Source organism: Thauera sp. K11 (assembly GCF_002354895.1).
GTDB classification, from domain to species: Bacteria; Pseudomonadota; Gammaproteobacteria; order Burkholderiales; family Rhodocyclaceae; genus Thauera; species Thauera sinica.
In genome coordinates this window covers 3,464,477-3,484,164 of record NZ_CP023439.1, presented here as the reverse complement: position 1 = coordinate 3,484,164, position 19,688 = coordinate 3,464,477, and the positions used below count along the sequence as shown (strand labels likewise).

Annotated in this window: 10 protein-coding genes; 2 read left to right on the top strand and 8 right to left on the bottom strand. The window is 66.7% G+C overall.

Annotated elements, in window-relative coordinates:
• Positions 1-51 precede the first annotated feature (51 nt).
• Positions 52-966: an adenylate/guanylate cyclase domain-containing protein gene (locus tag CCZ27_RS15255; RefSeq protein WP_096449533.1), complete on the top strand. Its 915-nt coding sequence runs from the start codon at positions 52-54 to the stop codon at positions 964-966.
• 84 nt (positions 967-1,050) lie between these two features.
• Complete coding sequence (locus CCZ27_RS15250) at positions 1,051-2,160, top strand: NAD(P)/FAD-dependent oxidoreductase (RefSeq protein WP_096449531.1); 1,110 nt, start codon at positions 1,051-1,053, stop codon at positions 2,158-2,160.
• Positions 2,161-2,214: 54 nt separating this feature from the next.
• On the opposite strand, the gene CCZ27_RS15245 is transcribed toward CCZ27_RS15250, so the two are convergent.
• The 8 genes from CCZ27_RS15245 to CCZ27_RS15210 all read right to left on the bottom strand — a co-directional run bounded on the left by CCZ27_RS15245 (position 2,215) and on the right by CCZ27_RS15210 (position 19,508).
• The gene (locus tag CCZ27_RS15245) at positions 2,215-5,478 is read right to left on the bottom strand and encodes an efflux RND transporter permease subunit (protein ID WP_096449529.1); all 3,264 of its coding nucleotides are present in this window, start codon (positions 5,476-5,478) and stop codon (positions 2,215-2,217) included.
• A 1-nt stretch (position 5,479) separates the two neighbouring features.
• Entirely contained in the window at positions 5,480-6,994 is a 1,515-nt protein-coding gene (locus CCZ27_RS15240) for an efflux RND transporter periplasmic adaptor subunit (protein ID WP_096449527.1), read from the bottom strand.
• The gene (locus CCZ27_RS15235) at positions 6,991-8,277 is read right to left on the bottom strand and encodes a TolC family protein (protein ID WP_096449525.1); all 1,287 of its coding nucleotides are present in this window, start codon (positions 8,275-8,277) and stop codon (positions 6,991-6,993) included. Before CCZ27_RS15235 ends, CCZ27_RS15240 begins: the two co-directional genes overlap by 4 nt.
• A gap of 129 nt (positions 8,278-8,406) precedes the next feature.
• A complete protein-coding gene (locus tag CCZ27_RS15230; RefSeq protein ID WP_096449522.1) occupies positions 8,407-8,748 on the bottom strand; it encodes a copper-binding protein in 342 nt (113 codons plus the stop codon).
• A gap of 339 nt (positions 8,749-9,087) precedes the next feature.
• Positions 9,088-14,382: a beta strand repeat-containing protein gene (locus CCZ27_RS15225; RefSeq protein WP_096449520.1), complete on the bottom strand. Its 5,295-nt coding sequence runs from the start codon at positions 14,380-14,382 to the stop codon at positions 9,088-9,090.
• Positions 14,383-14,773: 391 nt separating this feature from the next.
• A complete protein-coding gene (locus CCZ27_RS23580; RefSeq protein ID WP_157748592.1) occupies positions 14,774-15,295 on the bottom strand; it encodes a hypothetical protein in 522 nt (173 codons plus the stop codon).
• A gap of 629 nt (positions 15,296-15,924) precedes the next feature.
• Positions 15,925-17,370: an HlyD family type I secretion periplasmic adaptor subunit gene (locus tag CCZ27_RS15215; protein ID WP_096449516.1), complete on the bottom strand. Its 1,446-nt coding sequence runs from the start codon at positions 17,368-17,370 to the stop codon at positions 15,925-15,927.
• The gene (locus CCZ27_RS15210; RefSeq protein WP_096452648.1) at positions 17,367-19,508 is read right to left on the bottom strand and encodes a type I secretion system permease/ATPase; all 2,142 of its coding nucleotides are present in this window, start codon (positions 19,506-19,508) and stop codon (positions 17,367-17,369) included. The genes CCZ27_RS15215 and CCZ27_RS15210 overlap by 4 nt, the downstream gene beginning before the upstream one ends.
• Positions 19,509-19,688 lie beyond the last annotated feature (180 nt).

Sequence of the window (19,688 nt, the reverse complement as noted above, 5' to 3'; positions counted from 1 at the left end):
GCGGCGCCGCGGCCAGCAGTCGTCCGGCACGGCCCTTTTCTGAGGAATGATGTGGAACAGTCGGTAAGGACCGTCGTATTTGTCGACCTGACGGGCAGTACCGGTTTGTTCGAATCGGTCGGCAACGTGCTTGCGACGCAGATCGTCACGCGCTGCACGCAGGCGATCGGCCGCCATTTCGCACGTGCCGGCGGCCAGGTCGTCAAGTATCTGGGCGACGGCGTGCTGGTGCTCTTCGGCGATACCGTCGCCGCGGTCGAAGCCTGCGCGCGGGTCAAGGACCTGCTTGCCGAACTCGACATCGCCGAACTGCGCGGCGCGCCGCTGGAGGCCAAGACCGGCATCGAGCGCGGCCTCATCGTCGAGCACGACGGCGACTGCTACGGCGATGCGGTCAACGTCGCCGCCCGCCTGAGCGATCTGGCCCAGCCCGGCGAGATCCTCGTCGGCGAGTCCGTCCATGCCTGCCTGCCCGATTTCCACCGCGTCGGCTGCCACAACCTGGACCGCATCACCATCCGCGGCAAGGCCGAGCCGATGCGGGTGTGGCGCATCGACTGGGCGCGCACCGCCGAGACGACGCTGACCGCGCCGCTGGAATTCTTCGAGCTGCAGGGCGAACGGTCCGCGCTGCAGCGCATCGACCTCGACTGCATGGACCAGCATCTGCAGCTCGAACCGCGCAACGGGCCGCTGATCATCGGGCGCGGCCAGGACGCGGGCTTCCAGGTGAACGACCAGCGCGTGTCGCGGCGCCATGCCCGCATCGAGTGGAACGGCGGCCAGTGCGTGCTGAGCGACTCCAGCAGCAACGGCACGTGGGTGCGCTTCGCCGGTTCGCCGGTGGCGGTGATGCTGCGGCGCGACAACTGTACGCTGAACGGCGAGGGCGAAATCGGCCTCGGCGCCACGCCGGACGATTTCACCGCGCCGACGGTGAGCTTTCGCGTCATCAACGACGCCTGAGCGGCTGCGCCGGGCCGCCGGCGAGCGGCGCGGTTTCGCCTGGCCGGCAGGCGCATCGGGCGCCGGCGGCGCCGGGAGCAGGCCATGCCGCACGATGCAGGCAGCGTTGCGCAGACGCCCGCGGGCGATGCGGTGGTCATCGCCGGCGCCGGCCCGGCGGGCCTGGCTGCCGCCATCACGCTGGCGCGCGCCGGGCGCCGGGTGGTGGTACATGAGGCCCGCCGCGAGGTCGGATACCGTTTCGGCACAGACCTGCAGGGGCTGGAAAACTGGTCCAGCCGCGACGACGTGCTCGACGAACTGCGCCGCGACGGCCTGGGCACCGCCTTCGCGCATCTCGGATGCAGCGCGGGTGTCGCCTTCGACGCCTGGGACGTCTCCTACCCGCTGGCCGCTTCAAGCCCTCTCGTCTATGTGGTCGAGCGCGGTCCGCGGCCGGGCAGCCTGGACCATGCGCTGCAGCAGCAGGCGCTCGCGCTGGGCGTGGAACTGCGCTTCGGCAGCCGCGTGCGCGACGCCGGCGCGGCGCGCATCCTCGCCACCGGACCGACGCATGCCGACGCCATCGCCGCTGGCTACCACTTCGAGACCCGCATGGCCGACGGCTTTTGGCTGGTGCTGGACGACGCGCTCGCGCCGTGCGGCTATGCCTACCTGCTGGTCATGGGCGGCCGGGGTACGGTGAAGAGCTGCATGTTCGCGGATTTCGGCCGCCAGCAGCGATACGTCGAGCGCACGGTGGCGCGCTTCCGGCGCCTGGCCGGCCTCGACATGCGGGCGCCGCGCTTCCATGCCGGGGTCGGCAACATCCTGCTGCCGCGCACGGCCATGGAAGGGGCGAGCGCGGTCGTCGGCGAGCGCGCCGGTTTCCAGGATGCGCTGGCCGGCTTCGGCATGCGCCACGCGATGCGTTCGGGCGTGCTGGCCGCCCGCGCGCTGCTCGAAGGGTGCGACTACGACAGCCTGTGGCGCGGCCGCATGGCCCCTGCGTTGCGTGCCTCGCTGGTCAACCGCGCGCTGTACACCATGCTCGGCAACCGCGGCTACCGCTGGCTGCTGCGTGTGCAGGCCGCCAGCGGCGATACGCGGGCCTTCCTGCGCTGGCTGTACGGTGCCGGCCTGCTCGGCCGCGGCCTGCTGCCGTGGGCACGGCGGCGGTTCTGCAGCCGGCGTGAGGCGCCGCAGCCGCGCTGACGCGGATCGGTGCGACCGCGCGGGGGAGGGCGCGCGCCCGTCCGCGGCGCGCCGTCAGTCCGGGGCCGGGCCCGATGCGTCCCGCCGGCGATCCCCGCGCATCTGCCACCCCTTCACCCAGGCATAGATCGCCGGAATCACCGCCAGCGTCAGCACGGTGGACGAGAGCATGCCGCCCACCATCGGCGCGGCGATGCGGCTCATCACCTCGCTGCCGGTGCCGCTGCTCCACATGATGGGCAAGAGGCCGGCCATGATGGCGACCACCGTCATCATCTTCGGCCGCACGCGCTCGACGGCGCCGTCCATGATCGCCGCGGAGAGGTCGGCGGCGGTCGGCTGCGCCCCTGCCGCGCGGCGCCTCGCCTTGGCCGCTTCCCACGCGTGGTCGAGGTAGATCAGCATGATGACGCCCGTTTCGGCGGCGACGCCGGCCAGCGCGATGAAGCCGACCGCCACCGCCACGCTCATCTGGTAGTCCAGCCACCACATCAGCCATATGCCGCCGACCAGCGCGAAGGGCACCGACAGCATCACGATCAGGGTTTCGGTCAGGCGGCGGAAGTTCAGGTACAGCAGCACGAAGATCAGGCCCAGCGTCAGCGGCAGCACGATCTTCATCCGCTCCCTGGCGCGCTCCATGTTCTCGAACTGGCCGCTCCAGGTGGCGTAGTAGCCGGGCGGAAAGCTCACCTGCTCCGCCACCGCCTGGCGCGCGCGCTTCACGAAGGCGCCGATGTCGGCATCGCGGGTGTCCACATACACGTAGGCGGCCAGCAGCGCGTTCTCGGTGCGGATGCCCGAGGGGCCCTGGGTGAGGCGCACGTCGGCGAGCTGGCCGAGGGGGACGGGGCCGTTTTCCGTCGGCACATAGACCTCGCGCGCGATGCGCTGCGCGTCGTCGCGCAGGCCGCGCGGGTAGCGCACGCCGACGCCGTAGCGCTCCAGCCCTTCGACGGTGGTCGTCACCCGCTCGCCGCCGAGCGCGGTGGCGATCACCTCCTGCACCATGTCCATGCTCAGCCCGTGGCGCGCGAGCTGCTCGCGCCGCGGCTCGATGTCCAGGTAGTAGCCGCCGGCGACGCGCTCGGCGTAGGCGCTGGCGGTGCCGGGCACGCTGCGCACCGCGGCCTCGACCTGTCTGGCCACCTTCTCGATGGTCGCCAGGTCCTTGCCGAACACCTTCACGCCCACCGGCGTGCGGATGCCGGTGCTGAGCATGTCGATGCGCGCCTTGATCGGCATGGTCCACGAGTTCGCCAGGCCGGGGAATTTCAGCGCCGCGTCCATCTCGGCGACCAGCTTGTCGGTCGTCATGCCCGGCCGCCACGCCTGGTGCGGCTTGAGGTTGATGATGGTCTCGAACATCTCCAGCGGCGCCGGGTCGGTGGCGGTGCTGGCGCGGCCGGCCTTGCCATATACCGATTCGACCTCGGGAAAGGTCTTGATGATGCGGTTGGTGGTGGCGAGCAGGCGCCCGGCCTCGGTCACCGACATGCCGGGCAGCGCCGCCGGCATGTAGAACAGCGTGCCCTCGTCGAGCGTCGGCATGAATTCCGAGCCGAGCTGGCGCGCCGGCGCCACCGTCGCCGCCATCGCGGCCAGCGCCAGCAGCAGCGTCGGCCCCTTGAAGCGCAGCACGGCGCCGATGACCGGCCGGTACAGCCGGACGAGGACGCGGTTCACCGGGTTGCGGGCCTCGGGCAGGATGCGCCCGCGCACGAAGTACAGCATCAGCACCGGCACCAGCGTCACCGACAGCAGCGCGGCGCCGGCCATGGCGAAGGTCTTGGTGTAGGCCAGCGGCGAGAACAGGCGCCGTTCCTGGCCTTCCAGTGCGAACACCGGCAGGAAGGACACGGTGATGACGAGCAGCGAGAAGAACAGCGCCGGGCCGACCTGCTTGCACGCCTGGATCAGCGCGGCGGCGCGCTCGGCGCGCGGCGGGCCGCCGCGCTGCCCGGCGTACTGCGCGTCGAGCTGTTCCAGCCGCTTGTGCGCGTTCTCGATCATCACGATCGCCGCATCCACCATGGCGCCGATCGCGATCGCGATGCCGCCCAGGCTCATGATGTTGGAGCCCAGCCCGAGCGCGCGCATGGCGATGAAGGCGATCAGGATGCCCAGCGGCAGCGTGACGATCGCCACCAGCGCGCTGCGCACGTGCAGCAGGAACACCACGCACACCGCTGCCACGATCAGGCTTTCCTCGAACAGCGTCCAGCGCAGGTTGGCGATGGCCTGTTCGATGAGGCCGGAGCGGTCGTACACCGGCACGATTTCGGCGCCGGGCGGCAGGCCGGGGGCGATCTCGGCGATCTTCGCCTTCACCCCGGCGATCACGTCGAGCGCGTTCTGGCCGAAGCGCGCCATCACGATGCCCGAGGCCACCTCGCCCTCGCCGTTGAGTTCGGCGATGCCGCGGCGCTCCGCCGGCACCAGTTCGACGCGGCCCACGTCGGCGATGCGCACCGGCGTGCCGCGCCCGGCCTTCAGCACGATGGCGGCGATGTCGTCCGCGCCGCGCAGGTAGCCGCGGCCGCGCACCATGTATTCCTTTTCGGCCAGTTCCACGACGCGGCCGCCGACGTCGCGGTTGGAGGCGCGGATCGCCTTCGTCACCTCGTCGAGCGCAATGCCGTAGCCCGCCAGCCGCTGCGGATCGACGGTGACCTGGTACTCGCGCACGAAGCCGCCCAGGCTCGCCACCTCGGCCACGCCCTGCGCCTTGGTGAGCTGGTAGCGCACGTACCAGTCCTGCAGGCTGCGGGTGTCGGCGAGGCTCATGTCCTTGCCCGTCAGCGCGTACTGGAACACCCAGCCCACGCCGGTCGCGTCCGGCCCCATCTGCGGCGCCACGCCCTGCGGCAGCCGGCCGGCCACCGAGCCGAGGTATTCCAGCACGCGGGCGCGCGCCCAGTAGATGTCGGTGCCGTCCTCGAAGATCACATACACGTACGACGCGCCGAACATCGAGAAGCCGCGCACCGTCTTCGCCCGCGGCACCGCCAGCATGGACGTGGCGAGCGGATAGGTGACCTGGTCTTCCACCACCTGCGGCGCCTGGCCGGGAAAGTCGGTGTAGATGATGACCTGCACGTCCGACAGGTCGGGCAGGGCGTCGAGCGGCGTGTGCTTCACCGCGTAGAGGCCGCCGCCCACCAGGAACAGCGTCGCCAGCAGGACCAGGAAGGCGTTGTGCGCCGACCAGTCGATGACGCGGCCGAGCAGGCCGGAGCCCGCTTCCGCCGCGGCCGCTCCGGTCGTGGCTGCCTCCGTTGCGCCTTCCACCGCGCTCTCGCCGGACGCTTGCCGCATGTCAATGCCCCTCGTGCGCCGTGCCGGCGGCCGGCGGCGTAGCCTCGTCGATGCGGGTGACGACGAATTCGCCCGGCGCGCGCTGCTCGAACTCGAAGCGGACCGCCGTGCCCGGCGCGAGTCCGGCGGCGAGATCCGGCCGCGCGAGGCCGAAGTCCATGCTCATCTCCGGCCAGTTCAGGGCCGGGATGGGGCCGTGGGCCAGCGTCACGCTGTTCGCCGCCAGGTCCACCGCCTCGATCACGCCTTCGGCGCGATACGCCGCCGCGGCCACACCGCCGCCCGCATCGCCGTCGGCGAAACCGGACAGCGCCGCCTTGAGCTGGCTTTCCGAATCCAGCAGGAAGTTCGCCGACACCACCACGCGCTCGCCCGCGCGCAGGCCCTCGCGCACCTCGACGTAGTCCCGCCCGCGCGCGCCCAGTTTCACCGGCTGCGGCCGGAAGCGGCCCTCGTCCAGCGCCAGCAGCACGACCTGGCGGATGCCGTCGTCGATGACGGCCGAGGCTGGCACGGCGAGGCGCGGCGTGCCGGCGCCGGTGGCGAGTTCGACGTGCGCGAACATGCCCGGGCGCAGCAGCCCCTCGCGGTTCGGCAGTTCCAGCCGCAGCCGGGTGCTGCGGGTGGCGGCGTCCAGCGTCGGGTAGATGTAGCCCACGCGCGCGGTGAAGCTGCGGCCGGGGTAGGCCGGCAGCGTCACCGCCGCGGCCTGGCCGACCCGCACCCGCGCCAGATCCTGCTCGAACACGTCGGCGATGACCCACACCGAGGACAGGTCGGCGATGCGGTAGATCGTCTCGCCGGGCATGAAGCGCGCGCCCTGCACCGCGTTCTTTTCCAGCACCACGCCGCCGGCCGGCGAGGCAAAGGTCTGGCGCTCGCCCGTCTGGCCGGCGACCTCCAGGTTGCGCAGCCGGGCACGCGCAGCCTCGGCCAGGCGCTGCGCGGATTGTGCGGCGGCGGGGTCGATTTCGGCGCTGTCTTTCCGCAGGCGTTCGGCGATGCGCAGTTCCTCGCCCGCCGACTGCAGCTCCGGGCTGTAGGCGGTGAACAGCGGCTGGCCGCGGCGCACCGGATCGCCGATCGCATTCACGTGCAGGCGCTCGATCCAGCCCTCGAAGCGTGGCGCCACCTCGACCACCGCGCGCTCGTCGATCTCCACCCGGCCGACCGCGCGCAGCGCTTCGTCCACCACGCGCTCCCCGGCCGGCTCCGTCTTGACGCCCAGCGTCTGGATGCGCGCCGGGCTGACGGCCACCGTGCCGCCGTCGTCCGGTCGGTCGTCGGCATACACCGGGATGTAGTCCATGCCCATCGAATCCTTCTTCGGCACCGGCGAGGTGTCGGGCAGGCCCATCGGGTTGCGGTAGTACAGGATCTTGCGCTCGCCGCCGGCCGGCGCGGGCGCCGGGGCGCCGCCGCCTTCGCCCGCGCCGCGGCTGCCGAGCAGGTAACCCGCGCCCAGCGCGAGGATGGCCACTGCGGCGGCCAGCGTCAGTTGCAGGGCGGGCTTCATCGGATGTCTCCGGCCAGTTTCTCGATGTCGGCGAGCGCCATGCGGGTATCGACCTCGGCCTGCAGCAGCGCCATGCGGGTGTCGGTGATCTGCCGCTCGGCCTCCAGCGCCGAGTCGAAATCGACCCGGCCGTTGGCGAAGGCCGCGCGCGTGGCGTCGCGCGTCGCCTCAGCCTGCGGCAGCAGGGTGCCCCGCAGCAGGCGCACGGTGTCGCGTCCGCTGGCGAAGGCGGCATGCGCGCGGCCGAGTTCGCCCATCAGCTTCGCCTCGGCGGCGGCGCGGCGGGCATCCGCCGCCGCTTCCATGCTCAGGGCCTCGCGTTCGCGCGCACGGCGGGCCGGCTGCTGCAAGGGGATCATGACCTCGAACATCACATCCCACGACTGCTCGCCGCCGCGCGGCCGGTTGTTGGTCAGGCCCACGGCGAAGTCGGGGTAGCGTTCGCGCCAAGTCCGCTCGCGTTCCAGCCGTGCCGCCTCCATGCCGTGCGTTTCCGCGGCCAACGCCGGGCTGAAGCCGCGCGCCCGCTCGGCCAGCGCCGCGAACTCCGGCACCGGCGGCAGCGGGGAAAGTTCGCCCGGCGCCGCCAGCGGCGCATCGGCCGCGCGCGCCAGCAGGGCGTTGAGTGCCGCCATGGCCCCTTGCCGGCGCTGCTCCACCGCCACCAGCGCCACCCGCTGCACGGTGATCTCGCGCTGCGCGCGCAGCACCGCCGCCTGCGGCAGCAGGCCGGCGCGGTAGCGCGCCAGCGCCGTTTCCTCCAGACCCTGCATCAGCACCAGCGCGTTGCGCGCCAGTCCCGCCTCGCGGTCGGCCGCGTAGTGCCGCAGCCAGGCCGCTTTGATGTCGGCCTCCAGGTTCAGCCAGGCTACATCGCGGTTCGCATCCGCGCGTGCCGCCAGCGCGCCGGCGGCCTGCGATGCCAGCTCGCGCTTGCCCCAGCCGGGCAGCGGCTGCGTGATGCGATAGCGCGTCTCGCCCACCTGGCCCGGCAGCAGCGAAGCCGATCCGCCGCGCATGGCATTGGTGAAATCCATCAGCTCCAGTTGGAAGGTCGGGTCGGGCAGGGCGCCCGCGGCGTCCGCCCGTCCGCGTGCGGCGTCCGCCTCGGCCCGTTCCAGCGCGTACATCGGGCTGTTCCGGCGGGCATGCTCGATCAGCCCGGCGACGCCCGCACCGGGCGCGCCCGGATCGGCCGGCGCCGGGCCGGCGGCGAAGACCGACAGCGCCACGATCAGCGCCGGCCCGAGGCGCCGCCGCACCAAGGCAGTTGTGATAACCATCGGAAGTGATTCCACGGACAGGCTCTCGTGTTCCGCCGCCGGGCAGGCGCCGACAGGTTCCGCGGCCCGCGGCACGCAGACTCCGCCGGCCCGGGGAAGGCGGACTGAATGGAATGCCGGCCCGGCGCGCTACCGCGCCGGTTCCAGCACCGTCACGGTATAGACGCCACCCACCTTCTCGACCCTGAAGCGGACCTTGTCCTCCGCCCTGACCCTGTCGACCATCGCCGCATCGCTCACGCGGAACACCATCGTCATCGGCGGCATGCCCAGGTTGTCGAGCGGGCCATGGGCGATGGTCAGCTTGCCCGCGGCCTTGTCCACCTTCTTCACCGTTCCCTCCGAGAGTGCGGCCGCGGCGGCGGCGGGGGGCGTGGCCGCGTGGTGCGCGTCGTGCCCGGATGTGGCCCGGGCCGGCGCGGCGGAAAGCAGGGACAGGCAGATCGCCGACAGGGCGAGAGGGATCTTCATGCGGGACTCCAGCGATGGCGGAAACGTGCCGCCAAGTGTGCCGGCGCCTGCCGGACAGCGCGCTGACGCGGGGATTACATTTGTGTCAGCTTCGGCCGGCAGTGGGTAGAAGGCCGGGGCAGGGCCGTGCTCGGGACGGCTGGCGCAGGGGCCTATGCATCAGACCGATTCGCAGAGGGGTTTCGGCACCGACATGGCAGATCGACGGAGGTCTGCGGGGCAGATGCGCCGCCGGTCCGTGAGGATGCGCATCGGACACGAAAACCGGCGCGCGTGGGGCTGCGGAGCATTCTTGCACCCGGCTCCATGACGAATGGAGCCGGGATCTCGCATGGGAGTCTATTTCCAGCTTGCAGCAATGATGGATGAAAGCGCGGCCTGATGTTCCGGAGGAAGCGTGGTCTGCCCCGCAGGCGGTGGGTTGAAGGCCGCCATTGCAGAGACCAACGCATTGACCTGACTGTCGAGCAGCGTCAGGCCATCGGCGGTGGTGAACTTCTCGATATGGTAGGCGGTGCCCGAATACCAATCGTTGACCGTGATCTTGTCTCCGGTACCGATGACGCTGACCTCGAGGTTGCTGCCGACGCGGCGGAACCACAGGTCGTCGGAGTCGATGCCTTCGCCGAACTGCATCACGTCCGTGTAACCCGAGTAGGGCGTGTAGTCGGTGATCGTATCGACCCCGTCGCCGAGGTTGAACACGTAGCTGTCGGCATAGTAGCTGCCCGTGATCGTGTCGTTGCCCGCGCCGCCGGCCAGCACATTGTTCGACGAGGTCGCCGCCACCAGCAGGCGGTCATTGCCCGCCCCGCCATCGAGCACGTTGCGGCCCTTGCCGCCATCGAGCACGTCGTTGCCGGCGCCGCCCGACAGGATGTCGTTGCCGCTCCAGCCCGTCAGCGTGTCGCTGCCGTCCGTGCCGATCTGCTCCAGCCCGCTGGCCGCGATCTGCGACCACGTCCACGCGGTGCCGTCGGCAAAGCGGACCGTCTCGATCAGGTAGTCCGTCACCGCCGACGCACTCGAATCCGTGTAGTCGAACCAGTTCTTGACCACCACCCGGTCGGTGCCGTTGCGATGCGTGAACACCAAGTCCAGTCCCGAGCGCAGCGTCCGGATGTCCGAGGCCGCGATGCCTTCGCCGAACTGCAGCACGTCCGTGTAACCCGAGTAGGGCGTGTAGTCGGTGATCGTGTCGACGCCGTCGCCTAGGTTGAACACGTAGGTGTCGGCGTAGTAGCTGCCCGTGATCGTGTCGTTGCCCGCGCCGCCGACCAGCACATTGTTCGACGAGGTCGCCGCCACCAGCAGGCGGTCATTGCCCGCCCCGCCATCGAGCACGTTGCGACCCTTGCCGCCATCGAGCACGTCGTTGCCGGCGCCGCCCGACAGAATGTCGTTGCCGCTCCAGCCCGTCAGCGTGTCGCTGCCGTCCGTGCCGATCTGCTCCAGCCCGCTGGCCGCGATCTGCGACCACGTCCACGCGGTGCCGTCGGCAAAGCGGACCGTCTCGATCAGGTAGTCCGTCACCGCCGACGCACTCGAATCCGTGTAGTCGAACCAGTTCTTGACCACCACCCGGTCGGTGCCGTTGCGGTGCGCGAACACCAAGTCCAGTCCCGAGCGCAGCGTCCGGATGTCCGAGGCCGCGATGCCTTCGCCGAACTGCAGCACGTCCGTGTAACCCGTGTAGGGCGTGTAATCGGTGATCGTGTCGACCCCGTCGCCGAGGTTGAACACGTAGGTGTCGGCGTAGTAACTACCCGTGATCGTGTCGTTGCCCGCGCCGCCGGCCAGCACATTGTTCGACGAGGTCGCCGCCACCAGCAGGCGGTCATTGCCCGCCCCGCCATCGAGCACGTTGCGGCCCTTGCCGCCATCGAGCACGTCGTTGCCGGCGCCGCCCGACAGAATGTCGTTGCCGCTCCAGCCCGTCAGCGTGTCGCTGCCGTCCGTGCCGATCTGCTCCAGCCCGCTGGCCGCGATCTGCGACCACGTCCACGCGGTGCCGTCGGCAAAGCGGACCGTCTCGATCAGGTAGCCCGTCACCGCCGACGCACTCGAATCCGTGTAGTCGAACCAGTTCTTGACCACCACCCGGTCGGTACCGTTGCGGTGCGCGAACACCAAGTCCAGTCCCGAGCGCAGCGTCCGGATGTCCGAGGCCGCGATGCCTTCGCCGAACTGCAGCACGTCCGTGTAACCCGTGTAGGGCGTGTAATCGGTGATCGTGTCGACGCCGTCGCCTAGGTTGAACACGTAGGTGTCGGCATAGTAGCTGCCCGTGATCGTGTCGTTGCCCGCGCCGCCGGCCAGCACATTGTTCGACGAGGTCGCCGCCACCAGCAGGCGGTCATTGCCCGCCCCGCCATCGAGCACGTTGCGGCCCTTGCCGCCATCGAGCACGTCGTTGCCGGCGCCGCCCGACAGGATGTCGTTGCCGCTCCAGCCCGTCAGCGTGTCGCTGCCGTCCGTGCCGACCTGCTCCAGCCCGCTGGCCGCGATCTGCGACCACGTCCACGCGGTGCCGTCGGCAAAGCGGACCGTCTCGATCAGGTAGTCCGTCACCGCCGACGCACTCGAATCCGTGTAGTCGAACCAGTTCTTGACCACCACCCGGTCGGTACCGTTGCGGTGCGCGAACACCAAGTCCAGTCCCGAGCGCAGCGTCCGGATGTCCGAGGCCGCGATGCCTTCGCCGAACTGCAGCACGTCCGTGTAACCCGTGTAGGACGTGTAGTCGGTGATCGTGTCGACGCCGTCGCCCAGGTTGAACACGTAGGTGTCGGCGTAGTAGCTGCCCGTGATCGTGTCGTTGCCCGTGCCGCCGGCCAGCACATTGTTCGACGAGGTCGCCGCCACCAGCAGGCGGTCATTGCCCGCCCCGCCATCGAGCACGTTGCGGCCCTTGCCGCCATCGAGCACGTCGTTGCCGGCGCCGCCCGACAGGATGTCGTTGCCGCTCCAGCCCGTCAGCGTGTCGCTGCCGTCCGTGCCGATCTGCTCCAGCCCGCTGGCCGCGATCTGCGACCACGTCCACGCGGTGCCGTCGGCAAAGCGGACCGTCTCGATCAGGTAGCCCGTCACCGCCGACGCACTCGAATCCGTGTAGTCGAACCAGTTCTTGACCACCACCCGGTCGGTACCGTTGCGGTGCGCGAACACCAAGTCCAGTCCCGAGCGCAGCGTCCGGATGTCCGAGGCCGCGATGCCTTCGCCGAACTGCAGCACGTCCGTGTAACCCGTGTAGGGCGTGTAATCGGTGATCGTGTCGACGCCGTCGCCTAGGTTGAACACGTAGGTGTCGGCATAGTAGCTGCCCGTGATCGTGTCGTTGCCCGCGCCGCCGGCCAGCACATTGTTCGACGAGGTCGCCGCCACCAGCAGCCGGTCATTGCCCGCCCCGCCATCGAGCACGTTGCGACCCTTGCCGCCATCGAGCACGTCGTTGCCGGCGCCGCCCGACAGAATGTCGTTGCCGCTCCAGCCCGTCAGCGTGTCGCTGCCGTCCGTGCCGATCTGCTCCAGCCCGCTGGCCGCGATCTGCGACCACGTCCACGCGGTGCCGTCGGCAAAGCGGACCGTCTCGATCAGGTAGTCCGTCACCGCCGACGCACTCGAATCCGTGTAGTCGAACCAGTTCTTGACCACCACCCGGTCGGTGCCGTTGCGATGCGTGAACACCAAGTCCAGTCCCGAGCGCAGCGTCCGGATGTCCGAGGCCGCGATGCCTTCGCCGAACTGCAGCACGTCCGTGTAACCCGTGTAGGGCGTGTAATCGGTGATCGTGTCGACGCCGTCGCCCAAGTTGAACACGTAGGTGTCGGCGTAGTAGCTGCCCGTGATCGTGTCGTTGCCTGCGCCGCCGGCCAGCACATTGTTCGACGAGGTCGCCGCCACCAGCAGCCGGTCATTGCCCGCCCCGCCATCGAGCACGTTGCGGCCCTTGCCGCCATCGAGCACGTCGTTGCCGGCGCCGCCCGACAGGATGTCATCTCCATCGCCGCCGGACAAAACATCATTGCCATTTCCGCCGTACAACTGGTCAGCTCCGGCGTCGCCCGACAATGTGTCGTTGCTTCCTTGTCCCACGATCAGGTCGTCGCCGGTAGTGCCCGTTACATTGCCTGAACCGATGATGTAGCCAAGTGCAGCAAAATCCACGCGCATGGCTTCGTCGATCGACAGTGCATCGGTCCACCCGACGATTCGTTCCGCTCCGTCCCATCCCATTGCCAAGAGCGCATCTCCCTGATGTTTGCGCAACTCGAGCACATCGAACATCGCGCTACGGGGATCTGTTGCATAAGCCTGATCGAGCAACGTCTCCATGGCGGCGAAATCGAATTTCAGCCCGCTGTCGTCGATCGTCAATTGCACCGCATCCAGATAAGGCTTCAGCCTCGTCTGCGAGAGCAGCCCTTCGTACACCGACTGTTTCAGTGCGTCATAGCTCTGCTGCAGCAGATCCAACTGACCTTGAGTATAAGAAACGTTCAGAATCCGTTCGGGCCATCCGAGAAGGATGACGGCACCACCGGATTGCCCATTCGACAATCCCACGGCGCCCGGCCTGAGTTCCCCATTCTGCGTCGGCAGATCGAAGAAATACTCCCCGTTGAACGCCTCGAGAATATGGATCTTGTTGCTCCACTCGGCGACGAGGCTCCGATACTCCGCGGTCAGCATACCGTTCCCGGCATCTGGTACATACCCTCCAAGGTAGGAGGTTTGCGAGGTTAGGTTCTTATCTCGTGTGACGTTCCCGAATCCCATGTACAGGAATGCAAAGCTCCCCGGATACCGCGAATCCAGGTCTTCCGCCATGCCGGAAGTGTCGGCCCACGCGTCGAGCAATTCGTCGAGAAGCGCCAATTGCGCGTCGCGCGTCGACGCCCGGCTGAATTGATCCAGCAGATCGGCCAGCCGACTGGATTGGCTTGCCGCTTCGCGCAGATCGCGGACACGGCCGGAGCCGCCCATGTCCGGCAGGGCTGCCGCCTGTTCGGTGATCTGGATCGGATTGGTGAATTCGCGGTAGAACGGATTGCTGGCCAGGTCCAGGTTGGCTGCCGTACCGACGCTGGCCGTGCTGCCGTCGGTGCGGGTAAAGCTCGCCGTGGCCGTCTGCGCGTTGCCGCCCGCAAGCGTCTTGGTCGTCCGGCTGACCTGGAGCGAGATGCTGGCAATGCCGGCGTCTCCAAGCGACATCAGTTCGCCCGCGTCGGAAACGCCGTCCTGATCCAGATCACGCCAAAGGCGGACGTTGCCGAATTGTGCGTCGGCCGCATCGAAAGTGCCGTCGCCGTTGCTGTCGAGATCGCGCAGGGCCGCGAACCCGTCCGTCGCCTTCTTTCCATTGGCGAGCACCGTATCGACCCCGAAGAGTTCCGCGCCGCCGTCGATGGCGCCGTTGCCGTTGCGGTCGAGCACCAGCAATGCATCATCAGCCTTGACCCAGCCCGTGCCGGTGCGGATGCCATCGCCGTCGTGGTCGAAGAGGACTGTGCCATCGGCCCCGCGGGTTTCGATGCCGTCGCCGTCGAGGTCCAGGGCGAGTGGGTCGACAGGAAGACGCCAGGCACGGGCACTGGAGAAGTAGGTGTTTGTGCCACGGTCGATGGGGCGCATGCCTTCGGGGAGGAAAAAATTCAGGAACTCATTGGCAAATTCATTCCCTAACGCGGAGGCCCAGCTATCACTGGCTTCAGGGCTAGTCAATGCGTCCCACACCTGCTCGCCAAGCCACTCCCCAGCTTTTCCCGCAATATAACCAGCAGCAATGGCCGCCACAATAGGACCACCCATGCTGACCACAATTGCTCCAGCGAGCGCTCCCATTCCAACGTCGAGAATTGCACCAAACGCATCGCGCCCAGTATTTTGGTCGCGATAGTAATTCTGAACCAAGACATCATTCATTGTCTTTACATCAGGAATTGCCTGAATTATGTCTTTTTGCACCGGAGACAGGCTTCTCCATGCATTGGCTATGCTAGACAGTGCTCCCGCAGATAACATATCAATCCCCTTCGTTAGAGTTAATAAATATTACAACCTCAATAAACCCGCGAAATGTCATAGACCAGCAAATTACAATTAATGCCGATAAGAATGAAAAACCAATAGAGAAAGATGAGAGAAAACGACCAATAGATCCACTGCTTACGGGTGCTAAAAAAGCAATCAATGAAATTAATGGCATTACAAAGGAAAACAGGATTAATCTGTTACGGCCAGTAACTTTTCGGAAAAACATCTTCTTTGGTATGCACATGTATGACATTAAAATTATCGGGAAAAATAGTATGAGTACGCAAAAATGTACTTTTGCCATCAATGCATTAAAGACGGCTCCATGTTCAATTGATTTTACGGCAGGGATAAATTCAAGAAATCTCAAAATCTCAGCAAGATTCTTTATTAAATCATTCGGAATTATCTCCAGTGCGATATAAATTAAATATGAGGCGGCTATCCAAAATATGGAGGCGGTTTCATCTGTTTTGGTTAGAAAGGAGCGGCAGTAATTGGTATATATCATTTATGTGAACTATCCAAAGACGGACAGGAAGGAAATTGATGGTAATCACTATAAAACCTAACAAAATACATTAAATGCAAAACCATTCCGGATATCATTGTATAGATCATAGATTCTAGTCATTACAGCCTCCCATTAATTATGCTCGCACTCATCACAACTCATTTCACCAGCAGGCGTAATTCTTACCTCAAGCACGCAAGACCTTGCCGTCACGAAGAACTCACATCCAGCGCGTTTGCGTAATTGCCCATTGCTTACTGTAAACTCAATTTCATACACATTACGCCCCTCGACCACAGGCACATCGGAGAACCCGTGCGCCCCCCTTGGAATACTTACCAACGGCTTAGTCAACTTATTTCCATTTATCGCAAACCCGTCGATAATTACATCGTCGTCCAACCCATTCCTAATGAAAACCATCGACTCTGACCGAAAAGAGAAAAATACATATAACAATCCGAGTAATGTTGTGATCGCAAGCACCAGAACCAAAAATATGAAGTATCTCTTTATCATAATTATGATAAATGGTATCTATATAAAATTTTATTTGACAGTTTAAAACTTGAAAAATGACATTGCCGCTCGATACACCCCACTGATCAAATAATCCACCACCCCCTTCACCGTTCCCCCAAACTTTCATCCATCGTCTGCAACACCGGGCTAAGGAAATACTCGATTACCCTTCGGTGCCCGGTCTTGATCTCCGCCGTCACCGCCATGCCTGCGGCCAGATTCACCGTCCGCTCGTCGACCTGCAGCGTCGAACGCTCCAGCTTCAACCTCACCGGAAACACCAATCCGCGCTGCTCGTCGGTCACTGCATCGTTGGAAATGAAACTGACTTCGGCCGGAATCGTGCCGTAGCGGGTGAAGGGAAAGGTTTCGATCTTGATCTCGGCATGCTGGCCGGGCTTGACGAAGCCGACGTCCTTGTTTTCCAGCACCGCCTCGACTTCCGCCGAATAATCGTTGGGTACGACCACCATCAGCGGCTGGGCCGGCGTGACGACGCCGCCCTCGGTGTGGATGGCCAGTTGCTGCACGGTGCCGTCGACGGGGGCGGTGAGCCGCATCAGGCGGGACTTGTTCTCGGTCTTGGTGACTTCGGCCTGCAGGCTCGCAGCCTGCTGTTCGGCCTCCGTGAGTTCGGCGGTGACGCCGCGCAGGAACTCGGCCTGCCAGGCGCTGCGGTTGGCGCGGCCTTGGGCGATGGTCTGGCCCAGTTCGGCGAGTTTGGCGCGCTGGTAGGCGAGGTCGCGTTCGATCTCGATGCGCGCCTGTTCCTGTTCCAGGTAGCCGTGCTGGGAGACGAAGGCGCGTTCGACCAGGTTCTTGTAGTCGGCCTCGCGCCGGCGGGCGATGGGCAACGTGGCGTCGAGTTTGGCGACCAGTTCGCGGGTGGCGGATTGCTCGGCCTGGGCACGGGCGATTTCGCCGTCGAAGGCGCGTAGCCGGCTGCGGTATTCCTCGAACTGGCGGGTGAGCAGTTGCGTTTCAGCCAGGCGCCGGCTGGCCGGGATGTCGGAGAGTTCAGGTTGGGCGGGCAAGGCTGGCAGACCGGCGTTCTCGCCCCGTTCCAGGCTGGCGAGCAGGCTGCGGGCGCGCTCGGCCTTGAGCCGCGCGGTGGCCCAGGCTTCGCGCGCCTGGGCGTCCTCGGCGCCGGCCGCGGTGGCGTCGAGTTCGACCAGCAGGTCGCCCGCGTGCACGGCCTGGCCGTCGGCGACGTGGATGCGCCGCACGGCCGCGGTCTCGATCGGCTGGATGACCTGGGCGCGGGTGCTGGGGATGATCTTGCCGGAGGCGCTGGCGACGGTGTCGATGCGGCCGAGGATGGACCAGGCGAGCGCGATGGCGAAGGCGATGATCAGCGTCCACATCAGCACGCGCGGCAGCGGGCTGGGCGGGGTGTCCTGCAGTTCGAGCGCGGCGGGAAGGAATTCCCTTTCGAGCGCGCCGCGCGGGGTGGGGGCGAGCTGGTGGCGAACGTTCCAGGCGGCCGCGAAGACGCGCTTGTAGCGGGCCAGCAGGTCCAGCGCGGCCTCAAGGGTAGGCTTGGCGATCATGGCTTACCCTGCTGCAAGGCATAGAGCTTGGCGTAGGTGCCGTTGGGGCGTTCCTTGAGTTCGCCGTGGTGGCCTTCCTCGATGAGTTCGCCGTGGTCCATGACCAGGATGCGGTGGGCGTCCTTCACCGCCGAGAGGCGGTGGGCGATGACGATGACGGTGCGGCCCCGGCAGATGTCGCGCATGTTGTCCTGGATGATGCGTTCGGATTCGTAGTCGAGCGCGCTGGTAGCCTCGTCGAGGATGAGGATGCGCGGGTTGGTGATGAGGGCACGGGCAATTGCGATGCGCTGGCGCTGGCCGCCGGAGAGCGTGGCGCCGTGCTCGCCCACCGGGGTGTCGTAGGCTTGCGGGAGCTGCATGATGAAGTCGTGCGCGCCGGCGAGTTTCGCGGCGGCGATCACGGCTTCGAGCGGGGCGCCGGGGTCGGTGAGTGCGATGTTGTCGCGGATGGAGCGGGCGAAGAGCATGTTCTCCTGCAGCACCACGCCGATCTGGCGGCGCAGCCAGACCGGGTCGGCGAGCGCGAGATCGACGCCGTCGACCAGCACGCGGCCGCGTTCGGGCACGTAGAGGCGCTGGACCAGTTTGGTGAGCGTGCTCTTGCCCGAGCCGGAGCGCCCGACGATGCCGATGATTTCGCCCGGCGCGATGGCGAAGGACACGCCCTTGAGGATCTCCGCGCCGTCCGGGCGGTAGCGGAAGCGCACCTGTTCGAATTCGATGCGTCCCTGCATCGCCGGCAGCGCCGTGCGGCTGGTGGGCAGTTCGGTGCGGGTGTTGAGGATGTCGCCGAGGCGCGCCATCGAAATGCCGGTCTGCTGGAAGTCCTGCCACAGGTTGGCGAGCCGCATGATGGGCTGCGAGACGCGCCCGGCGAGCATGTTGAAGGCGATCAGCCCGCCCACGGTGAGCGCGCCGTCGATCACCTGATAAGCGCCCAGCCACAGGATGGCGACCGTGGTGAGCTTGCCGATGAGGCCCACGCCTTCGGATGCCCAGGCGCCCAGGCGGGTGACGCGAAAGCCGGCCGCGACGTAGCCGGCGAGCTGGTTGTCCCAATGGCGGGTGAAGTGCGGTTCGACCGCCATCGCCTTGACCGTCTGGATGTTGGCGACCGATTCGACCAGGAATGCCTGGTTGTCCGCGCCGCGCTGGAATTTTTCGTTGAGGCGGCGGCGCAGCAGCGGGGTGACGCCGATGGAAAGCGCAGCGTAGAGCGGCAGGGTGGCGAGCACGACGAGCGTGAGCCAGACCGAGTACCAGGCCATGACCGCGATGAAGACGATGGAGAAGAAGAGGTCGAGCACCAGCGTGAGCGCCTGGCCGGTGAGGAACTGGCGGATGTTCTCCAGTTCGCGCACGCGCGCGACCGAGTCGCCGACGCGGCGGGCTTCGAAGTAGGCCAGCGGCAGGTCGAGCAGGTGGCGGAAGAGGCGTGCGCCCAGTTCGACGTCGATGCGGCTTGAGGTATGGGCGAAGAGGTAGGTGCGCAGTGCGGAGAGCAGGCTCTCGAAGAGATTGACCACCACGAGGCCGACCCCGATCACGGTGAGGGTGGAAAAGCCTTTGTGCACCAGCACCTTGTCCATGACCACCTGGAAGAAGAGCGGCGTGACCAAGGCGAAGAGCTGGAGGAAGAAGGAGGCGACGAGCACCTCGCCGAGCAGCTTGCGGTACTTGACGATGGCCGGGATGAACCAGGAGAAGTCGAAGCGGGCGAGTTCGGCGGCGAGCGAGGCACGCGAGGCCAGCAGTACGAGGGTGCCGTCCCAGCGGGCCAGGAAGTCGGCTTCCGGCAGGATCTGGGGCCGGCCGGTGGCGGGGTCCTGGATCAGGACGCGGCGTTCGGCGCCGGGGTCGGCGCCGTGCTCGATGCGGGCGAGGATGAAGAAGCCGCCGTCGCGGTCACAGGCGATGGCCGGCAGCGGTGCGTTCGCCAGGGCATCGCCGCGAAAGCGCCCGTGCCGGGCCTTGAGGCCGAGTTCGCGCGCGGAGAGCAGGATGGACGGCAGCGGAAAGCCCCCGGCCGGGGTGCCGTGGCGGTGACGCAGCGCATCCGCGTCCGCCGCCACGCCGTGCAGGCGAGCCAGCATGATGAGGCAGGCAAGCCCTGAGCTTGCTCGCATGTTCGACATGTAGATCAACTCTCATGGAATACAAACATCACGCGAGAATAGCCGATCACCAAAGTATGAATATGACGAATATCACATTCGGTAATCCAGAATGAAAATCTATCTGGACTGAAACAGGTGAGCTGCATATTTGGCGTCGATCTCGGGAACCATCCGACGGGAGAGTCAAGATCGAAGCGG